Source organism: Pseudoalteromonas sp. 2CM28B, assembly GCF_023161935.1.
This window is the reverse complement of record NZ_JALNTH010000001.1, coordinates 478948-500579: the sequence shown is the minus strand read 5'-3', so window position 1 is coordinate 500579 and position 21632 is coordinate 478948. Positions and strand designations below refer to the sequence as shown.

17 protein-coding genes are annotated in these 21632 nt (G+C 47.1%); all 17 read right to left on the bottom strand.

All coding sequences use genetic code 11. From position 1 onward, the window contains the following. Positions 1 to 447: 447 nt before the first annotated feature. Entirely contained in the window at positions 448 to 4140 is a 3693-nt protein-coding gene (traN, locus tag MTN96_RS02255; protein WP_248530624.1) for a conjugal transfer protein TraN, read from the bottom strand. A 2-nt stretch (positions 4141 to 4142) separates the two neighbouring features. Continuing rightward, complete coding sequence (locus MTN96_RS02250; protein ID WP_248530623.1) at positions 4143 to 5171, bottom strand: TraU family protein; 1029 nt, start codon at positions 5169 to 5171, stop codon at positions 4143 to 4145. Continuing rightward, positions 5155 to 6279, bottom strand: coding sequence for a TrbC family F-type conjugative pilus assembly protein (locus MTN96_RS02245; RefSeq protein ID WP_248530661.1), 1125 nt, complete (start codon positions 6277 to 6279; stop codon positions 5155 to 5157). Before MTN96_RS02245 ends, MTN96_RS02250 begins: the two co-directional genes overlap by 17 nt. Before the next feature lie 10 nt (positions 6280 to 6289). After that, the gene (locus tag MTN96_RS02240; protein ID WP_248530622.1) at positions 6290 to 6802 is read right to left on the bottom strand and encodes a S26 family signal peptidase; all 513 of its coding nucleotides are present in this window, start codon (positions 6800 to 6802) and stop codon (positions 6290 to 6292) included. Continuing rightward, positions 6786 to 7133 carry a plasmid-related protein gene (locus tag MTN96_RS02235; RefSeq protein WP_071701358.1) on the bottom strand — a complete coding sequence of 116 codons (348 nt, stop codon included), beginning with the start codon at positions 7131 to 7133 and terminating at the stop codon, positions 6786 to 6788. Before MTN96_RS02235 ends, MTN96_RS02240 begins: the two co-directional genes overlap by 17 nt. Beyond that, the gene (traC, locus tag MTN96_RS02230) at positions 7126 to 9525 is read right to left on the bottom strand and encodes a type IV secretion system protein TraC (protein WP_024008831.1); all 2400 of its coding nucleotides are present in this window, start codon (positions 9523 to 9525) and stop codon (positions 7126 to 7128) included. The genes MTN96_RS02235 and traC overlap by 8 nt, the downstream gene beginning before the upstream one ends. Beyond that, a complete protein-coding gene (locus MTN96_RS02225) occupies positions 9525 to 10217 on the bottom strand; it encodes a DsbC family protein (RefSeq protein ID WP_001228924.1) in 693 nt (230 codons plus the stop codon). Before MTN96_RS02225 ends, traC begins: the two co-directional genes overlap by 1 nt. Positions 10218 to 10361: 144 nt before the next feature. Next, a complete protein-coding gene (locus tag MTN96_RS02220; protein WP_032469923.1) occupies positions 10362 to 11807 on the bottom strand; it encodes a sigma-54 dependent transcriptional regulator in 1446 nt (481 codons plus the stop codon). Between the two features lie 2 nt (positions 11808 to 11809). After that, positions 11810 to 13342, bottom strand: a complete 1533-nt coding sequence (locus MTN96_RS02215) for a phosphatidylserine/phosphatidylglycerophosphate/cardiolipin synthase family protein (protein WP_248530660.1) — start codon at positions 13340 to 13342, stop codon at positions 11810 to 11812. Positions 13343 to 13354: 12 nt separating this feature from the next. Next, a complete protein-coding gene (locus MTN96_RS02210; protein WP_248530621.1) occupies positions 13355 to 14464 on the bottom strand; it encodes a hypothetical protein in 1110 nt (369 codons plus the stop codon). Beyond that, positions 14461 to 17190 carry a DEAD/DEAH box helicase gene (locus tag MTN96_RS02205; protein WP_248530620.1) on the bottom strand — a complete coding sequence of 910 codons (2730 nt, stop codon included), beginning with the start codon at positions 17188 to 17190 and terminating at the stop codon, positions 14461 to 14463. Before MTN96_RS02205 ends, MTN96_RS02210 begins: the two co-directional genes overlap by 4 nt. Positions 17191 to 17518: 328 nt before the next feature. Then, on the bottom strand, positions 17519 to 17905 hold the full coding sequence (gene traA, locus MTN96_RS02200) for a TraA family conjugative transfer protein (RefSeq protein WP_248530619.1): 387 nt from the start codon (positions 17903 to 17905) through the stop codon (positions 17519 to 17521). Continuing rightward, positions 17902 to 18474, bottom strand: coding sequence for a type IV conjugative transfer system lipoprotein TraV (traV, locus tag MTN96_RS02195; RefSeq protein WP_222132879.1), 573 nt, complete (start codon positions 18472 to 18474; stop codon positions 17902 to 17904). Before traV ends, traA begins: the two co-directional genes overlap by 4 nt. 74 nt (positions 18475 to 18548) lie before the next feature. Then, positions 18549 to 19838 carry a TraB/VirB10 family protein gene (locus tag MTN96_RS02190; RefSeq protein WP_248530618.1) on the bottom strand — a complete coding sequence of 430 codons (1290 nt, stop codon included), beginning with the start codon at positions 19836 to 19838 and terminating at the stop codon, positions 18549 to 18551. A 2-nt stretch (positions 19839 to 19840) separates the two neighbouring features. Next, entirely contained in the window at positions 19841 to 20737 is an 897-nt protein-coding gene (locus MTN96_RS02185; RefSeq protein WP_108479663.1) for a type-F conjugative transfer system secretin TraK, read from the bottom strand. After that, positions 20721 to 21347: a TraE/TraK family type IV conjugative transfer system protein gene (locus tag MTN96_RS02180; RefSeq protein WP_000667167.1), complete on the bottom strand. Its 627-nt coding sequence runs from the start codon at positions 21345 to 21347 to the stop codon at positions 20721 to 20723. The genes MTN96_RS02185 and MTN96_RS02180 overlap by 17 nt, the downstream gene beginning before the upstream one ends. Beyond that, complete coding sequence (traL, locus tag MTN96_RS02175) at positions 21344 to 21625, bottom strand: type IV conjugative transfer system protein TraL (protein WP_000433891.1); 282 nt, start codon at positions 21623 to 21625, stop codon at positions 21344 to 21346. The genes MTN96_RS02180 and traL overlap by 4 nt, the downstream gene beginning before the upstream one ends. Positions 21626 to 21632: the final 7 nt, after the last annotated feature.

Genomic DNA, 21632 nt, shown 5'->3' with positions numbered 1-21632 from the left:
TACGTTGATGATTAGTCTACCAGGTCGTTAATTCAAAACTATCCAAAATGTAACTTTGAGAACGCCATTATTGTGAAAATGCTAAGATTTTTGGTCGTGGGCATCCGTCCCCTACCACGTTGCAGAGCTACATTGTGAATTATTATGCATTTTGAACACGGCCAAAAAATATTTGTTTATGAACATTTCTGGGAGTAATGAGCACTTCGCTTTAGCTCCCAGTCATTCCAGTAAGCCCGATTAATTGCGGACGGAATTTATCGGTTCAAAATCGGGCTGAATTGCAATGGGGCAAAACCGAGTTATCTGAATTATGTTCGAGCTGCAATTATAAAGTGCAAAAATGGTTACTTTGTAGCGAAAAAATGCATTAAAGTAACCAATATGAAACATTAATGAAAAGCCGTCTGAGCTAAAGTCTACCCCTAACCACCTCTGGTACAACACTCAATTATTCCCCGAAATTTCTTCCGTCGCCTCCTGACGCAGTTTCTGTGCATCCATTCCGTTTAGCCGTTCAATGGCTCTATCTGCGGCACTTTGACGGTTTCCATCAACATTTAGCGTACTTCCTGAGCCTGTGAGTCGTTCCAGATCCAGTGACGGTACTTCAGGTAGGTTGCCAGTTATCGATAAAATACCTATCCATTCATCAAGATTGACTTGGCTCCAATCCACTTGGTTTAACTGACTCGCGGTCAAACCTTCACAGTTGGGAGATTTCGCACTGCCCCAGCCAAGACCAAGTTGCGGACGCACTTGTTCTTGAATGATCCGTGAAAGTGGCGAAGTAAAACAGCAATATGACTGCCGTTTTTCAACACAGGCACCTAAGAACTTAGACTTGCAGTAAGAGCCTACATAGTGGCAACTCTTCAATACCCGCTTGGCGTTCATTTCAAACTCGCTCTGCTCACATTTCCAGATAAGCTGAATGAGGATCATAGTGACTGAATAAATCATGTAGGCCGTCATAACCGTACTCAGAACCGCGCCCGCAGCGCCCCCCAGGGCAAAGTTACCACCCGAAACGACACCATCGGCTCCAACTGCGCCACCAACGTTACTAAACAGTGCCGATTGCGCCCCCGAACCAAACGTAGAGCCTACCCACTCAGCCGTTTTGTTGGTCAACACCTGCATAAAGCCAGTCGCAGCTTGCTCCGCTCCCGCGCCAGCAGCCGTTGATGGCCCAGCCCCCATGAGAGAGTCCCATGCAGACACAAAAGGCTCTTTAACCGCACTCCAGGTACTGGTGATTGGTTCCCTGAGCGTATTCCACGAACCATAGATTGCCGAAGACGGATTCATGGCCATGACTGCCGTATCAAGCTTGTTAACCGCCACTATCATCGTGATGTAATCCGATAACGACACGCCACTTGGCTTTTCACAGCAATCCACTATGCCACCAACGGCTTTTTTGCACTGGCCAGCATTACCTTTAAAGACCGTACACTCGACGTTATCTTGGCCATCAGCGCCCGTACATGACATATCATTGGTCATAAACTGCGCCGCATTAAGCATCGCAGCTGCTTCTGCAAAGTTAGCCTGCTTGATTGACTCTGGCTCTAAACAATCAGTGCCCATACAGCGAACTGGCCCCTCACAGTTGTATTGAGTTTCCATTCGAGCATTTTGCACTTCAACGCTTTGTCCGCAGTCATACACCAAACTTTGGATATAACAGAAGCCTTCATGACCAGCCCCGCCTTCAGTGCATTCGGTTCTGACATACTGGCAGGCAGGGTTTTGCTCTAGCGCGGCACACGTATTGGTGGTCGTGTTTTGTCCGTTATTGACGATGGTTTGTGTATTACCATTGGCATCTACCCAGCTATCTGAGCTGCCCATGTTGAACTCTGGATGAGCAGTCGAAGCATTGTAGGTCGCTCTTGCCCTCCAGCATGAGAGCCCCAGTCCATCAGAACTGCCGCGACTGGTTAAATGAGCAGGAGACGAAACAACAGCCGGATAAAGGCTTCCAAGATTGGCCAACTCGCCACTACCAACCGTTAACCCGTCGATTCGTTTTGTGCCCGTATCCAAACACTGCCACTGCACCGCAGTGAACTGATCCGTTTGCATCAAGCATTGGTCTATGCCGGGATCACTTGATTGATGAACAATGTCCTGTTCTAAGTACTTGCCGGAGAAGGTCAATGAAGCTCTCAGTTTCGCAGGAACCAAACACTTCTGGACTTCTCGGCTGCAAGTGTCGAAATCGACTTTATTCCAGCCGGATTCACATCTGGAACGAGTGACTTCCTGAGGTTCATGCCACGAAATAATCGACCCATTAACGACCTTGCACAATGAGCCAACCAAGGTTCCTTTTGGACAGGTCATTTCAGGGTACTTAATGGACGGTTTCGTCTCAGTCACCGTCTCCTTGTTGCCCGTCAATGAGAGTGTCGTTTTCCAACCATTTGCCTTCGATGGCGACTCGGTGATTTGTATCTCAGTATTTTGATTATCAAAAATCCTCAGCGTCGCGTTTCCAGTTTGCATAGTGCTGCTGTGCTGTGGAACAAAGCTGAGCGTTTCAGAGCTAAAGCAACCGCGCTCAATGGACCAGCTTTTTTGATGGGTTTCAACGGATACACGTCGTTCTAACTGACACTGAGTAAGCGTGCTGATCTTCTCGCACACCTGGTAATCGGGTACATGCTTGGTTTCAGTAAATGGCGTGATCGTCTGAGTAGGCTCACAGGCCTCAAAACTACTCGGCATAAGATTGGATACCACACACTTTGGATCGCTGGTTTGCAATCCACAGTCATAGGTATCGGTAAAACGAATGCATTCACCTTTATCATTGGTCTCGGCACATTCTGACGACATGAATCCACAGGAAGGATTCGCTTCAAGCACTTGGCAGGCCTGATTTTCAATCCCCTTATAGCTTTCATCATCCACACTAACTTGTACACGCCGACACAAAGGCGATATGCCAGCCACTGGGCTTGGGGCAAAATAGGATTCACAAACTGAAACACCATTGACCACCGTACATCCGTTGGTTGATGACGGCTGATCCGTACATTGAATGCTGTAGTCTGAAAACTTAGCCGGGATATCCGCTGCTTGTTCGATACAGGACTGTGGTGACCAACTATCATTCATCACCACCTTGGTTGGATCAAAGCGGACCTTGATGCGTGCATACCCCTCACCACTACCCGTTACCGATACGCGAATTTTGACTGGCACTTCTAAACCGGGCTCTACCGCTTTTAACTTGGCGGTGAGGTCAGTATTAGGATTGCGCTCCCAACTGGTACTGAGCTCGCAGCGGCCAGCCGTTTCTGGTGGAAAGTTATTGTTCGGCCCAGACCAGACTTTCTGATCGCCAAGCCAAACTTGCATGTAGTCATCCCATTTGGCGTACTCAAGAACGGCTGAAGTAATCGCATCGGGGTTCACGACTTTTAGTGTGATGGCCTGTTCAAACACTTTACAACGGCCACTCCAGTAGTTGTCGCCAATACGTCCTATCCAAACTTCAAGACACCCTTCACCACAAGAGCGAAGGTTCATCGGCCCTGAAACATGCTCAATGATGCCTGCCGTGTAATCGTGAGTAATAGTGCAGCTGTTAACCGCTGTATTGAGCCTGTCACATTGCTGGTAATTTGGGCTGCCTTCACCTTGAGACTCACAGCCTGGGAAGCTTTGCGTTAATAGATTGGGGTCAGTTTGAACCGCATCAGTTAATGCCCAAAGCGGATCATTGACCATATCTGGCCGAGACCGGTCTTTGATTTGCTGTAGCGAACGAAATGCTTCACCCATAGCGCCACTTTCGGATGCCATGCTCTCTTGGCGCTGTGTCCCCAATTGATTCATACTGGCATCAGAGCCATAAACGCCCGTTAAGACATCCAATGAGCCCTGATCCATACCAGGGAAAAGCTCTTGCAAGTTAATCGTCTCATTACCACTGCCATTCGGCACCGACAACGTATTGCCGTTAAGTGCGGGCATCGTCCAGTTTTGCAGTAATTGCTTACCTTCTTGTTGTCCGCTTAGGCCGGATTGGCGCTGCACATCAGCGGCCACACCATGTAAGGGCAAGCACGCCATAGTGATTGATAAAATACCCGCTAAAACTCGGGTAAAAAGCGTTGGTTTCATGGTTAACCTCCCGAGTTACAGCAGTCTTGCCAGCGCCACAAAATGTAGAGCGCATCTTCACCGGCACCGGGGATCATTCTCCACTCTCCCCATTTCATGGTGCTTTCACCGATGACATGCGCACTTTCAGTTTCCGGTACAGGGAAGAACATACTCATCTTGTATTGTGATTTCGGCAGCATGGGTTCGATAACAGGTCGGCATAGCGCACTGTTCCCCATTGTTCGTCTTGCAAGACCACGCCTGTGTTGAGCCGCGATTGCACGCGCCGCTAAATGACTGGTGTTTTCTGCTAATGAACCAAAGGCTAAGGTGTGGCCAGATAACGGATAGAGATGTCCCCAACTGCCAGCACACCAAAACAACTGGTCGATGGGTTTACCAAGCGTTGATGAGGCAGCGTCAGCGGTACAAGCAGAGATAGCTAATGGATTGGCAACGGCAGCCGCTTCAGGCTGAGTAAAAAAGGCCAGTTCATCGTTCAGCCATGTCGGGTCCAATTCCGACAAATACATCAAGTCAAAGTCCATGTAACCATCGGCATTGCAATTGCCATCCATGAACAAATCGAGCATGACCAAAAGCGGAAAGGCGTAATAATGGTAATGGTAGAAAGCGAGATCACCGGTATCGTATTCACCCTCACCATGACCACCTTGCAATCGCCTATCACCTAACGGTAAGCGAATCCCTCCCAGTGAAGGCGAACAACCTGGCGTTCTGACCAGTTCAATCAAACGCGCTGGCTCCCACATGCTGGTAACAATACCTGGCCTTGGCACACCTAAGTTATCTTCACATAAGCAAAACGACTTGTTTGATGCGCCGCTTGGGACATTGCCTGAGCCAAGAGGAAGACCGGCAACCCGGATAGGAAAAATGCATGACCAGCAAACATCCGTCAGCAACTTGCCCGACAATAAACCCGCGTCTGGGCAGGTCAGTTCGGCTTTTGCAGGAATAGATGCGCTTAGGACAAACATGACAACGAGAGTCCACAACAGACGATACGTATTATTGAGCTTTTTCATGAACAAGCTCCTTTGCTGGAATTTCTTCTATTTCAAACGCTAGTCCCTTTGCTTGAACAAACGATGGGGTGACTTGCAGATCAAAGCGCTGCTTTAGCGAGGCATTGAGAAGGTAAACCGGACTATTCAATGTCTTTTCGAGCGCATTGAGGCGATTCCAGCCTTGGGCACGGTCGAGCTGCGTGGTGATAAGCGTAATGCGGCGCAGTGTCCTATCTTGCGTCTCAAGCCAATGCGCTACTGCGTCCACTTCTTCAGCGTTCGACGCATTAAACACCACGAGCTGCTGAGTAAATGGCAAGGCTTTTAGCGGGTTAATACGCGTTCCTGCTGGGATCAATGTTCGGCCATTGGCATCCAATAGTGGCCGCTGCATGACGATGGTTGGATCAACCGTTCTTATCCGATACTGCGTGGCTTTGGGTAAGTCAGTGAATGTTTGGCGAGACCAGAAACGCTCAATGGCTTTTTTCTTTAACGCGCCCAGGTCAAGCGACTGTAAACGCTGCATCGCCACTTGCATCAAATCCGGTTCTAAAATCGAATGAATTGGACCGCGTTGACCCAATGAACCGGTATTGCCTGTTTCAATTTGACGCTGCAACCAGTCCTTGCTGTAAACCCCTAGTGCACTTGCAGTCACCTTGTCATCTTCTATGCGGAAAATGGCAGGCACGCTAGTCACCCGCCAGTGCACAAAGGCTTTCGGATCAATTCGAACCTGAGGAACAGGATCAAGCCCCGTCATCAGCATATGCCAATCACGGATAGCCGCCCCCAAGGTCTTTCCTTCAGGAATTCCCCGAAACAACACAATAGCGCCGGTAGCACTGGCCTCTTTAAATAGCTGCTTCAGTGAGGAATCCCCCAGTGAGGACGACGCAAATATCAACCATTCATCGCTGTGTTTGAGCGACACAGGTTGTTCAACCGGTGTAAAAGGCTCAATAAATTCAGATGAACCATCCACAGCACTTTGTAAAATGCTGCGGCTCATTTCGACGATCTTTTTGTCCTCGTCAGACAACGGAAAAGGCTCTTGTGCCCAGGACACTTGAACCCAAGACAATGGAGCAACCAACAAAAATAAGAGACATAGTCTTTGCATCATCCACCTCCTACCAAAGCGGCCAAGCGCGACCGACAATCTGCTCGCGCTTAACGGCATTCCAATAACGGGAGTCGAAACTCGTTGCGGCCTCACCGGAAAACCAATACTCGTTTTCTTGCAGCGTCAATGAGCGGCTAAATTGTGATCCCGCCACACCAAGACGCTGGGCTAATGCCATGCCGGTAGAGACTTCAGCACCGTTCACCAGCACATGATCAGGCGTCACATTGACTTCATCCCCAGGCATCCCTGTTAGGCGTTTCAGCATCCGAGTACCGTCGTTATATAACGGAGCGAGTCCTTTTGAGTGGAAGGCATACAAACCATCCTTAACGGGCTCTTTATTCCATAGGTCAATCAGATACACCGTGGTATCAGGCAGGCAGCGCTCTTGCTGGGTATCAATACCTATTCGGTAGCGCATCATGGCGTAGGTGCCTACCAAGGCCATGATTAACGCAAGAACAGTCAACCGGATGAGGTATGGCCGCCAAGGCATTCTTTTACGGAGTATCTGCATGAGACACCTCCTTTGAGCCTACTGGCACAAATACGGAATCATCAGCACCCACCACCGCTTGGGCATCCAGCACGATAAAACCGGCTTTTTTTAACTTTTCAATTTGCTGATTGGTCTGAAGCAACCTGGATTCGATGTCTTGTTCGCTGGCATTGGGGCCCAGTGACAACACCGCCTCCCCAAAATCTACGACTGCAATGGGCGTACTTAACGCCAACTGGCTGTGGATGGGTTCGAGTGTTTTCATTAAGAGCCAGCTGGTCATTAAACCGCTGCCTGCAATAGACAAAGTAATAGAGGCCATAAATGGCCAAAGCGTGGTTTTATTCATAGCCTCGCTCCTTCAACAACTGAGAGATGGCATCAGCAACAGAAAGGCCTTTGCGCGTTAACTGTTTAATCGCGTTTACATCTTCTGCACGGGACGAGTACAACAGCTTGTGAAACGGATCGACGATGAGGCGGCCAATCCCGGTGCCCATTTCGGTAATAAAGAAAATTTCGGAATAGACACCAGTGACGGTATGAACGGTTTTCAGGTACTCATAACCGCCTTCACCTAGTGGCAAGCGGCCTTCTTTTTTGAGTGCGTTGATGGTTTCAGCTTTTTGGCCAAGCAGGTACATATTGGCCGAGTTTTCAGCGATGGCTTTACCTGTAGGGCTGTCATACAAATCGTTGACCGACTGCGTTACCGTTACAGCACTGCCGCCATATTTTCGAAATCGCCGGTAACCCGTCTCGATGAACTTACCGACATCACCTTGAGTCAGCAGATCCCAGGCTTCGTCGATAAACACAATCTTGCGACGATCCCGCTCACCTAAGTACATCTCTTGTTGGATTTGGTAGATAAGCTGAAGCAACACCACTTGTTGTAGGTGCTTGCGCCCCTTGAGCTCTTCTAACTCCAAAACAGTGAAACGGTTTTTGAAGCGAATATTGTTGTGACCATTAAAGAAACGGCCATATTCGCCCTGTGTCGTAAACGGATAGAGCTGCTCACCCACGTCCTGCACACGTCGGTCTTCATGATTTTTTAAAGCCTCTGCCACATCATCAACCAACATGGCACGACCTTTTTTCTCCCACAGTTCACGGGTCTGACGCTTTAGATTGGCCATCTGAAAATCGGTTAATGACTGCGTAGGTGCGGCCATTGCGGCCAATAACCCAACCAGTACATCCGCTTCTTCGTCATAGTCCTCAACGATTTCAAACGGGTTTAAGCAAATGCCACTATCCCGCCCGAACTGTAAGAACTCTCCGTCATAAACTTCACACAGCTTTTCATAAGAGCGGCCAACATCAATCACCCAGCATTGGCCGCCTTCTGATAAGTAGGAGGAGATGATTTCGTTCACCAGGAATGACTTGCCCGACCCCGATTGCGCCGCGATGCAACAGTTGTAATTACTGCCCGAGTCATAAAGGGACACACTCATGATCTGGCCATTACGGGAAACAAAGTTAATCACTGGCGTGCCAGTGCCTTTCCAATCCGCAAACAAAGGCAACAGAGGGATCACATGCCGTGTCGCCATAGTCTTGAATCGAAACAAGTCGTTCATCGCTTGGCGGTCAGCACCAAAAGGCAAGGCATTCAGGAAAATGGGCAAACAGAAGTACTTGTCTTCCATCAGCTCAAATCCGAGTTCTTTGAAATAAGTTCGAGCATTTGAAACAGAGCTGATGGACGCTTCTTCCGTTGGTGAAAACAGCGTCAAAGTCATATTGGCCCGAATAGGACGATCACCTTCTTGCAAAGCTTCAAAAAGAACATCAAATCCCTTTTTCTTGGCTGCAAGCACCGGCACAAACTTGAGCATCGGGCCATAGGCCTGATTGACCGCCCACTGACGCTTCGTCTCTAAACGAGATCGCATCGCCTCAGCTGAGGGAAAGTGAATGGTGACATTTAGCAAAAAGCTGCCGCGTAAACCGCGACTGCCCGTCATCATATCGCCCGCAAAACTTGCGGCATGACCAAACCAGATCCGCTCAGGCAAGCGCTTAAACGATAAGGTTTTAACTCGGTAATCACCCAGCATCAGACCTTGGCTATCCACCTTGATAGCTCGGTCATAATCCAACACTTGCTCTCGAAGTGGTTTATCTGCCTCACTGCGGATTGGTGATGGATTGCGCCAGGAAGCATCTTTTCCCCAGTTAAGCTGCGCACTTAATGCTGCGAGCCAATTTCGGTCAGTCATCTCCGTGACGCGAAAACCAACCGTTGCCAGCGCTTGCGAGAAAGAAGCCCGAAGCGCGGATGCTCGACTCAACTCACGCTCCGTCGGTATAGGACTTTCCAAAGGCAATTTGCAGGTGACGATCAGTTGAAAGTTGCGTACCTGAGTCTGGGTCGATTCTTCTATCGGTTGAACCGTGCCCCCATCGAGGAAATCCGCACGTTTGCGTATCGACGCCCTAAGCAATGGATCGGATTGACGATGCCGTAAGCCCATCATGCGCTGAAGGTCGGTTTGAATATCAGGGGATGCGTACAGGCCAAATTGCAGCAAAGTGTCTTTTGGCCAGTCGTTGTTGAGTAGAACATTAACCCTGTCTGCAACAGACTCATCACCACCTGGCAATGGGTCACATAGAAAACCAAAGCCAACACTTTGGTCTTCCATGAAAAACAGTTGCTCATCGTCGGAATAGGCCAATACTGGCAAGAGCTCTGAAGCGCGTTGCCCTGAATACAGAGAGGCTTTCATTAACGCCCCTCCAACCAAGCAGAAAGATCATAAGGACGGCCTCGGCTGATGCGACCATCATTGGCGACGATGAAAGGCACACCTTGAATGCCCAGGATTTGAGCCGTCACCAAGGTACGCTGCATTGGTTCTAAGTTGCAGGCATCATCCTGTTCTAGGTTACCAATCCGGCCATTCAGCAATGCATCGGTGGCCGCTTTTTTGTCACGCGCACAGCCAAGCTGGCGAACCTGACGCTCTGAATCAGGACCAAGCACTGGCACAGGGAGTATTTGGAAGGTGTATTCTTTGGTTAACGGTAAAGCTTGTTTCAAAAGCTCATGGCAGTGCGGGCATCGTGGGTCAACAAAGACCACCACTTTCTTTTTGCCTTCGCCCAGCGTCAGTGGGTTCAAATCATCCATTTTTAAGCCAAGACGACTTAAGTCCAGCGTGTTCCCCGCTTCACGAATTTCTTCAAGGCTGGTAAGCGGCTTTTTGGACCAGGCATCATAGAGCGTGCCATCAATGACGAACCGGCCACTGTCTGACATGAAAACAATACGGCCATTGCTTTCGACCGCTTTCATACCCGTGACAGGTAAAGAAACCATGCCGTCAATTTTGCCAACGGGCGACACTTCAGACACAGGTTCAGCTTGAACCAAAGGAGACAGCGCAAGCGCCAGAATGATTGGAGATAGTTTTCGCATGAGGAGTCCTCGTTAATGTATATCGAGGCTCCAGTCTATGCAGTTGTCCTATGTGGACTCGGTTAGATAGATTGAAGAATTTGTCGTCTTGCTAAGCAGCACCAACACCAAATCTTAATGAAAACAATCACACACTAAAATAACTCAATTGTCTCTCATATACTTTTGCAAAGTTTTTTGATCTACCTTCAATGCTTCTGCGGCTTTAACCCATGTACCAAATTGCTTTTTGGCAGCTGTTGCAAATTCCTTATGAAACGCTTTCATTAACTCATCCTTAGTTGTCTTGGATAAATCACCAAATGCAAACCTTGTGTCAGGACTATCCTCCTGGATAACAGGCTCGCCCAACGCAGCTAATGAGCTAGAGATTGCCGACTCTGTCGTTTGGGAGCTCAAAAAAGCACAAGACATGTATGCCAGCTTTTTTAGGTCACGTAAGTTACCTGGTAAATATGCCGAGTTAAAAAACTGGATTAATTCATTTGATACTGGAGCTTCCGCAGGCAGATTGGGGTTAACATTAACTTCCTGCCAGATTCTTTGCCAATCCGACAGAATATCTTCTCTGCATGCACGAAGTGGAGGTATTGTTATTGTGAGCATGGATACACGATCAAAGAAATCAGCATCGAGTATCGTTGCCAATTGCTCAAGTGATTTATTACTCGCACAAACTAGCTCGAAGTCAGATGCTTCCTCAGTGTCACTTCCAACAGGGCGAAAACTGTGATGGTTATCTTGAAGCACTCGAACCAGCTTTCGCTGAACCGAAGTTGGTAAATCTTGAATCTCATCCAAAAACAAAACTTTTCCATTTGCTTCTTTCAAAAGTCCATTGCGATCCTTTTCCGCCCCAGTGAAGGCACCTTTTACGTGGCCAAACAACATACTATCAACCACTTGAGAATCTAGTCCTCCACATGCAAGCGTAACAACCTGCTTTTGCTTTACCTTACCGACAACGGTTTCAATTAGCCTCGTTTTCCCTGTACCACGTTCACCCAGTACAAGTAACGGAGCTTTGGGAACACAAGAGAACTGCTTTAACGTTTGTAATGCATCCTGCCTTGCTTTTGATTTAGGGTCTAAATCGTAAAGGGCGTAACCGCCCTCTGAACTTGAAATAGCAGAGATCTCTGCCAAATACGTATTTACACTGAAATCAACTTTGGCAATGCTGGTTCTTTTGGTATCGGGGTTATATTGTGATGACCAGAGGATTGTTTCGCGTGGAAAATGCCCCCGAGCATGAAGAATCAACCAAACCGCATGCATCGCCGGAGTTCCCGGCGATACATTGATATGAAGATTCTGTTCAAGCTTTAGCTCTGGAATAATCTCAGACTCTATTGCGTGATAGATTTCGTTATGATCAGCTGGGTTCTCGATAGCTACAGTTCGAAAGGTAATCTGTATATCGCCAAATTCATGCTCTTTGTACAGACTGTTATCCCCAGCTGACTGAGTAAGAACAATTACTTTGCCAACATAAACTTTACGATTCTTAAGCCGCTTTAACGCTTCGTCTAATACCTCAACCCCAGCTCTTTTTGAGTGCCAACAAAGCAGTGTGTTTTTGTTATCCAAAATTACGCCTCCAATACAATTCGGGCGTTTGGCAATTCACTTTGCTTCAGCCTTTTTGCCATGGCAAGTTCGTATTCTTGACGAACTGTAATAGCTAACTGTTTTTTTGTCAGTCGAACAACCTTTGGCTCATAACTCTCTCTAGGCGATCCTGAATCCTGCTTCTTAGAAGTTTTATCCTTAGCCGTTAAAGGTTTGAAATACTCTGGACTGGCGTTAGTGATAACTGGCGGCTCTATACGCCATTTATACTCAATCTTGTGCGATGTTTTTTCCCGCCAGTTTGCATTGGGTATTTTTGGGTGCTTATCCATATCAGACAAACAATCTGCTTTTATAGGTGATAACTCAACAATGTCTACTTCGCTGACTGAGTACCTCTTGAATGTATTATTTTCCCAAGCTTCAAAACCACCAGAAATCATCCCTAGACTCATGTCGATGCTCAATTCATTGTGGCTATTAGTTAAAAACATATCTAAGCAGTTCATCAGCTCTTTTACCTGAATACCGGTGAGTTTTACGCCTAACTCAAAGCCTTGATCCATACCATGCGCTTGAAAATTGGCCGACATCACCATGCCATGCATTCCATCTACTACAATCGCTTTGGCATGTAGCCATTTAAAACACATCACCGATGCACCAGCCTGTTTCATAGCCAACAACGCTGGCATGGCTGCGGGTCTTTGGCGAGATAGAATGGTGACTTTTAGCCCCGACTTCGCACGTTCACATATTGCTTTTACAAGCTGATGGTCCTCTTGCCATCCAAAACTCGATATGATGAGTTCATTTTCCGCTTGATTGATCAACGCTAATGCGTGTTCCCTAATTCGAGCGTCTTCACTCGATGTGACCAGTATTTCAGTTAATTCCCTTGGGTATCTGACATTGCCTGGCGACTTATATGCTGAGAATTCACCACGGCTTGTCATATGGTGCTGCGCACTCTCGAAGATTGCCCAACGGAACACATTCACGATCTCAGCTATTTGATGGCGTGAAAGCGCGACCCCCAGCTCTTCATTTCGTAAAAGTGCTTCTTCTGTAAGGTTTGCCGTTAAAAGCAACCCTTTAGCATTACCAGTTTCATGTAATGCGTCTATAACAACGGCTTTTGCGTGGAAATGCGGCGCAGATGCAAAGTGAACATGTCCAGACAATTTGTTTAACATTTCCTTATGCTGCACAAGACACTTCTTACCAAAGTCATCGTCAGGCACATCGCCATCAAGACGAGTCTCACATGCCAATAGTATGTACACACGAACTTTGCGCTTTGCAGCTTTTAGGACAGCAGATTCGACATTCTCATCAGCAAGTAAAAACGTACTAAGAATAACCGAGTGCTCAGCATTATCGATTAATTCGACAACTCTTGATTGCAGCTCATTGCAGAACAAAGAGCTATTAATAGGTTGCGGATCAGATACCTGTTTAGGTAAAACAGGCAAAAGCACAGGGGGCAACTTGGTATTTGATTGATCAACAATCTTAGTTTCAGTCTTAGTAAACTTTTCAATTAAATTCATCACTATTATTCCTTATAGGTTCCAATCATGGGCTGCAATGACATGCCAGGTATGCTGATTTTGCTGGTCTTCTTCAGTCCAAAACTGATTTGCCAACTCAGCCCTATCAGGTAGTGTGAAATTCCAACGTTTAAAAGGTTCGAGTGCTTTTTCTCTCCAAACTTGGTACTTGCTATTAGTGGCATACATATTGATATTTTTCTCTAATCTCCATTCAGCCCACTTTTTAGCATCCAATTCAGTCAATGCTGATATAGAAATATTGTGTAACTTCATCGCATCAAACGAGCCCAACTTGTGAACAGATGGTCTTTTTACGCTTACCGAGCGCTTCATATTGATTCGCTCAGATTCAGTAGTATTTTCGAAAACCACTGACAAGATTTCAGTTTGCTCATCCCATTGTTCAAGCAAGCCCTCACTATGCAGAAGTACTTTCAAAACTTGCTGACGACTGATTGGTTCAACCCGACGTGAAAATATAAGATCCTTTCCGCGCTTCACATCGACATTGCCTTCAGTCACATTCCACTCGATGTAATACGGTTTTCCTTGCGGTGAGATGCGCTCACCTTTGAGTTCAATTTTGTCAACGCGTACTTCCGAACCTCCACCTATTGGTTCAACCTTCAGGCCACGAACGTCTTTGACTAGTTGAGGAACCTCAACTAGTCGCTTTGCTCTTTCATTTAGCTCATTTCTGTTTTTTCCAAGTCCGATCGACGCTGCACTAGGCTCTGTGTGCGCATCAATAGTAAGAAGTGGATGAGGCAATAAAGGCTCATGACAAACGCAAAGGCTCCAACACCCATCTTCTGGCACTAGGATTTGATCTTTCTCAAGAGCAATCAGTCCTGATTCAGTGAGCCTGTATTGGTCTCGATTAGACTCAGCAAGCCCATATAATCGACATATGTTTAGTAACCTATCAGCAACTACACGACGTCCGAATTTCTCCCCAAATAAATGCTCGGAGCACTCAGCAGAACTCGCATTCGGATAATCTTGAAGGAATTGCAGCACGCAGTTAATTTCTGGACGGCTATCTGCCAGCGCGATTTCACCCTGTATGAGCCAACTTTCAGTTTTAATTTCTCGTTTTAGTATGATGTCCTGGCTCATAGTGCCTCCTGTGATTCAGTCTCGATTGTTGTAGACCAGTAAGAATTGCTGGCAAAAGTACCTAACACACCCGATGCCTTTTGCATTGCAGGGCGGTTTCCGTACACAATGAGCTGATGCTTGGCCCTCGTAATTGCCACATTCAAGCGATTTGGGCTTTCAAGAAAACTCGTGGGATGGTTATTTGCGAAACTAAGCATGACAAAATCAGCCTCATGCCCTTGAAAACGGTCTACGGTACATATCTGAATATCAATATACGGTGAGGATTTTTCACCTCGATAGAAATGCCTTACTCCGTGATGATTTCCCGTCCACTTTCGTAAAGCTCGACGTATAGCTCGCTCTTGAGCCCGATAGAATGCCAAAACAGCAACTTCCCAAGGCTTTTGTTGGTTTTTCTCAACATTTGGGTTTGATTTTGCCCAAGAATCAAAGCGACTTAATTCTTTTAATATTTCTTCTACTTCAGCGGTGATTTCACCTTCTTTTCCTTTTCGACCTTTAACATCGTGCCATATACAACGATGTGAGCCGCTTCGGTATCCCCAGTCCCGCTTTTCAGCTTGGCCATCAGGACTTTGCAGTGCTTTTTCATGGTATATATGTACTCGGGAAAACTCGGCAATGTCTGGATGCATTCTGTGCTGGTAACTAAGCCGTATTTGTCGTTGTTCCAAAACACTGGCTGGAAGTCCATCAGACAGAGCGGTGCCTTGTTTCTGATACTCTGTTCGTTCAAATCCAACTTGTAGTGATTCAAGGATAGAAGGCAGTGCGATCCTACGTACCCTGTCTATTGCAGTGAACGTATCTTTTTCTGAGTCAAATGGTAGTAGCGCTTTGATATCTTCCTCTAACTTATTAACAGTTTTAGAACTTCCGTTAGATTCTGTATTTAGGCGCTGTTCGTACATACGAGCCAGTCGCCACGCTAACTGGGATTCCCAGCTATCGGACTCGGTCTTGATTTTTGTACGAGTTAATCTCGAATGCGCTGCAAGTCGCATTTCTAACTTTTCCGGTAACGCAGGCAGCCCCCTTATGGTCGTCAAATCCAGGGGTAGGTGATTAGCATTCTGAGCGATGAACGCTGACGAACCAAGGATTACTGATGCGTAAGGGAGATCTGTCTTCGGACCTGTAGATGATGCAACCAATACATTTTTGGACTTTGCTTGCTGATGATAAAATTCAATTGTCTTTTCATCGTCAGTGCAAACCAAGGATACTTCTCGTTTCTGAATATTGATTTGTCGAGCAGAGAAAATATCTGCGCATGCTTCTCGCTGATAACTATCCTGTAAACATGGCTGCAAATTTACTTCGGTAGCTTCATCATCAACATAAGGTGAAAGCTGTTTTGGGTCTCCCACCATGATCCAACGCTTGGCAAGTACCGCTGGCACCAAAAACTCTTGAAAAGTTGTTTTTGATGCTTCATCAATAATCATCACATCGAAGATTGGCGATGTTGATTGTTTATTTTTGATATCAGGATGCTGAAGCAAACCAATAGTTGTCCCGCAAACTAAATTCGCCGCTTCAAGAACAAGACGCTCAACAATATGTTTACCTTCACCGACCTTACTTTTAAGTAACTTCTGACTAACTGAAATGTGCGGTTGTTGCTGAAGATGTTTTAGCAATCTTGTGCGTTCAGTTTTAACAAACTCTTCCAATTGCCATGGCTTTGCCTTTTGAGAAACGCTTGATTTATCTCCAATCCGTACAGGTAACACCATGTCGCGATAAATATTTTCTTCAGACATCATTCGTTCAAGAACATTGTCAACAGCAACGTGTGTTGATGCACAAAGTAAGATCCGCTTACCTCGCTTTATTAATTGAAGAATCAGTTCGCAAATGGCTGTAGTTTTGCCAGATCCTGGGGGGCCTTCAAGGAAGGCAAAGTCTGGTGTATTGAGTGCAATATTTACAAAATCACGCTGCTGAGATGTTCCCTCTCTTGCTCCATCGGTAAGAACGTAGTAGTCATCGTTAAATAAGTGCTCATCATAAGGAACATTCGGCCACTTAGCATGATCCTTACCTTCAAACAGCCTCAATAGCGGAAGATGGTGAATAGAAGGGGTGTCTTGTAAGCTTTGTAATGCATTAATCTGACACTTTAACTGGTATGTGTTTGGACGAATAACCAAATAGTCGTGGTCAGGTAAACGATCCAATAACAAGCTGTCATTCTCTACATTTCTGTCCAGGACTGAAATTGCGTTGGATTTATTGAATCCAACATTGCTTTGTGATTTACCCGTCAAATGCCAACCATAACCGTCTGGACACTCATACGACGACAGCCCATTGCCTAATTCACTCGCAATTTCGTCCGCGTGCTCCTCAGTTGCATAAGCCATTTTAGGTTTACCGTGACTTCTACAATTTGGGCATTCTCTAGCGGCACTACCCACGGCTTTCCATCTAGCGGGGCTTGCTTCGTATACCGTGTCGGTACTTTCATCTAAAAAGAGCTTTAAGTTCTTTTCGAAATCACCGCAGTTATCGGCAGGCTCAACTAATTGTATCCATACTCCACTTTGAGCATCGTCCAGCTTTTCCCAAGCTACCGCTTTAACAGCCTTCGTACTTTCTAGGTATTTTCGAGTGGTGTCTAAATACTTATAAAAGTCACCAAGACCACTCACTGCTTTACTAAGCAGGATGTCTGGCCTGTGAATTCCTAAGTTTGCGTATCTTAATAACGCCATGTTTCGTCCTTTGATCGAATAAGTTGTTCATCCTAAATATCAAGCATCGTGCCAACAACCTTCGATTCAAAGGCCTTATTAATTGCGCACCACCGAACAAATAAAGGTTTTTACAGGAAGGTATTTTTCACACCCTTTGGGTAAATTTATAACCTATAAGTACCATTTTGTACATCACATAACTCTCATGAAGCCAAGACAATGAAAAGAACCCAAACAACTTTACTTTGACTACTTATAACTGAAACGCCGTCATGATAAACGGGTACGGGGTAGGATGACGCCCAAGCCGTCAGATATCTGGCCGCTTGGGCGTTTTTTATTGTTATCAGGTGCCCAGTAAAACGGCGCTGATTGCTGGAACTGTTGTGCTAATGACTTCTTGAGTGCTGGCAACGATAGGTAAGGTTGCAGACATAACACTTTCAACGACTGTTGGCGTATTGTAGAGACCCATACCGCCACCAATGCCCAAGGCAAAAGCCATCAAGCTTTGGCGAGCGATACCGCCCACAATACCCACCAGAACCATGGCTCCCGCTACGATCCGTCCCAAAGTACCTTGGGTCCAATCTTTTAGGGTATCCCACACATCAGTGAAAGCATCACCACCGGTGCCCGCAAATGAGGGCTCCGAAATCATTAACGCCATTAAACCAAGCGCACCAATGGTCATTAGGCGCTGAGTTTGAATGGTGCGAACTGCATTTGTCATTCGTTAGTTTCTCCGTAGATACTCAAGTTATCACGCTTACCATCAGCTCCCGCTGAGGCTGAATCGCTTTGAGTCTGAAGTGGACGTAGCACTGGCGAAACCGTTCGAGGTGCTGACACCCCAATATCCCACCGGCGCGGTTCAATTTCGGTAAACACGTAGCTGGAAAAATTCAGATCTCCACGGTCATCCTCCCAAGGAGCAATCCAAATTCGCATCACCCTTGAAGGAATGCGAAGAGGTGCAGATTGCTGCGTCTCAGGTAATGCTGGATGGCTCAGCAGTCCTGTCTCTAAATCAGATTGTGAATACCCAGAGGGAGAACCAATTCGAGTCGCCACAGCATCAATCGTCTTGGGTGCAGCGCCATTACTGGTAAGCTCATAGACTTCACGAGCGGATAAACAGCGCACACCGTCAGGCATACCTGGGCATCCATATTCACTACTCCCAAGACCCAATGAACTACAGCCAGACAATAAGGTTGAGCCGACTGCCAATAAAAGTAATCCAGCTTTAGACCACTGTTTTGACTGGTGCTTTGGGTTGTTCTGCATTGATGTCGTCATGGTTAACTCTCCTCTGGATACACATCTTATTGTCTGAAACGGACTTCGATCGGTTAGCAACATGCAGGATTTTTTCATCTTCTTGCACCACCCCTTTGCGAAGTGGCCAACGACAACGAGGCACCACGAGTGACTATGACTTCAATTTTCCTTGCAGCGTCTACCTCTATGACTGGGAACATATTTTCAGCCATGTCCAAATAGAACTTGGCCACTCGATCCAATGCTTTACCTGTGCCTTTAATCGCAGCGCCTTGTAATGCTTCTTGGCTCATGACTTGCTGGTACAGCTGAGTATCACCGGCATTCCCCGTCTGAATCGTTGGTACAGGATTCACATCAAATGCGCCAGCCAAGCCCTGAAGGAATCCGGCCATCATCGATTTGGCCACCAGCTGGCCTTGTTTCGACACTAATCGGCCACGAATACCGGCTTTGCCGTCTTCACCCACGGCATAAGAATCCAGTCGCGTTTCAATGACGCCACCATCTTCTCTCACACATGAAATGGTCTCGCCTCGCAAATAGGCACGCTCAGAGCTCAAATCACCGTAACCTGCGGCGATCAAGAAACACTCTTTGATATCCGCTCTAAATCGGTTGGGTAAAATGGCTTCCTTTTGAATCCTCAGCAATGCAGGAAAAGGCTCGCGTCTTGCGGACTCGTGAGTAGGTGCATCCAAACCGGTGATCAAAGTACCTGAGATGATGCTGCCCGCCGGTAGATACAAAGGCGGCGCTTCTTGCACAACAACCTCTGGTTCAGCAACCACTTCAGGCTCAATCATACGAATCGTGATTGGCGGCAATGGAACATCTCGTGCTCGTGTACCTTGGCCATTGGCTGGCTGCTGATAGAGCGAATCAGGCAGCGGCGCATTGGCAAAATAGTCGTCTGGGTTAGACGGCAGTGGCTTTTCGTCTTTAGGCAATTCCATGGCAGATAAAGGCACTTCAAAACGGCTATTTGTGCCTTCAACTGCTGCATCACCTCCAGCGCGAACATCATCAAGTTCCGCTCTAAGGCGGGCCAGCTCCGCATTGACTTCACTTGGTATAGAAGGCGAACCTGGGCTTAGCCGTCCTGAATCGACGTCACGACGCAAGCGCTCAACTTCACGGCGTAACTGTTCATTGCGCTCACTGAGTAGTTTTACGTTTGCAGCCAAACTATCGACGCCAACATCACGAGTATTGGTATCCGTAAGAATGTGCCGGATCGTTTCCTGTCGGTTCCGACTGTTCGCGCCATCATCAGGATTAGGTGAAAACACCATAACCATAAGAATGAGACCACCAGCAATACCAGCAACCGATAGACCCCGCTTCATGTTCGGGCTCATTTGTTCCCATTGTGCTTTCATCGTTATTCACCTCCCACAAGAAGCGAAGGTCGCTGACTTTCCACCGCTTCTTCACGATGATTGCGAACAACCACATACAACTCAGTCTTTTCACCCGGCAACAAGATATTGCGAGGCCAGTAGGCGCTTGCCACTATATCTGGTGCATGACAAGCTATTTCACTGGCTTCTATCGGCTCATCGGCAAAGCTTTCAACCAGTCCTACATAGACGGTGAAGTAATGTCCCGTCACAATTTGCCCCTGCTTAAAACCAAACTTTAAGCCCGGCTGAAAACATTTCGGGCTTGTGTCAGTTTGGCCAGCCAAACGGATGTCATAGCCTTGTGGTAGTTCATTTAGTGCAAGTCGTCTGAGTAAATCACGTAGGCTATCGACGTATGGCTGAGCCGTTTCCCAAGTGGCGGCTTTTCGGTTCACGACGCCCTTAATAGGCCACTGCTGACCATCAATAGCTAAGGTGATTTCACGCGGTGGAATACGACGAGGTACTAAGGTGACAGATAACGCAGGCGCTTCCTGACCAGGCGGAGTGATGTAAAGTGAAACCGGTGATTCTTTGTCCGTGGCCACATATACAACATTCCCCTTGATTTGCGTCTGAGCATCACTGGTTGTTCTCACCTGAGGCGATTCAAACGGCGTCACAATCCGATTCAGATGGCCAAGTGCTACAGGGATTAGTTCATTAACCCCCGGTGTCATCAGTAGCGTTGTTGGCACATCCGTTGAAGCCGTATTGGTTTGAGTCGGTGGATTTGCAGTAGCAGACTGCTTCATCACACTGGCTGGCACAATCGGCAATTCCACGTCTGCATACGACGCTTGAGATAACAGGACGCCACTCAAGCTCATTGCGATTAAGCTTGGTGTCATCCATCGACTAATTTTGGTTCGCATCATTCACCCTCCGGTTTTGCTCTTGGGTCAACTTTTCACGAACGCGCTTCGTTCTAGCTTGCCCCTCATACGTATCCATCCAGCTAAGTTTTGGACGGTATTGCTCAATATCGATGTCAAACTCATAGGTGCGAGTTTGGCGCTGCTCATCTCCAGATGGTCCAGAAACCAAGGAATAACCGGTCACAAAGACATGGCCGGTTTCATACTCATATTCCACTTGTCTGGGTTGGAATTTGAGCGTGACCCGGTCTTCGCGGATTTGTCTTGCCTGAATCTCCAGTGCATCGACCACTTGCTGGTACACCGCTGGAGAAAGTAGCGGCTCAATGGCAACCCGGATGAAAGACACATTACCTGGCGTCACGTTACCCATAAGCTCAGCCAGGTAGAGTCCCCAGGATTCAAGGTAAGGTTGAGTGGCTTGGTTTCGTGACACTTCAGCCGGTTCAGACAAAGTTGGTGGTTGAATGGCTACCACGGTATTGCGAGAAAATGCCGCTACCGCAAGCAGCAAGTTAGATAGCACCAGCACCGCAATCAGGAACCGTTGCCATCGGTTCTCTAATTGCGTGCCTTGCCATGATTTTAAAAACACGTCGAACTTCACGGCAGATAGCTCCTGATAAATGGGTTAGGGATCGTCTTGGCTTTGGTTGGCAACAGTCCGGCCCAGTAGATGGCGTGAAGAATAAAACCATCCGGGCGACCATCACGAAAACGCCGATAGAGCTTGGTTGTCACCAACCCCAACAGGCATAAAACCAAAGCATTACCGGTAAAAATGCCGATCACTAGCCCCAACAGAATGGGAGCCATCTCGTCGGCACTCCAAAGCAGGAAGTGCGGCGGGTCATCGATATAGGACGGAATACTCACAGGTTCCATAGTCACT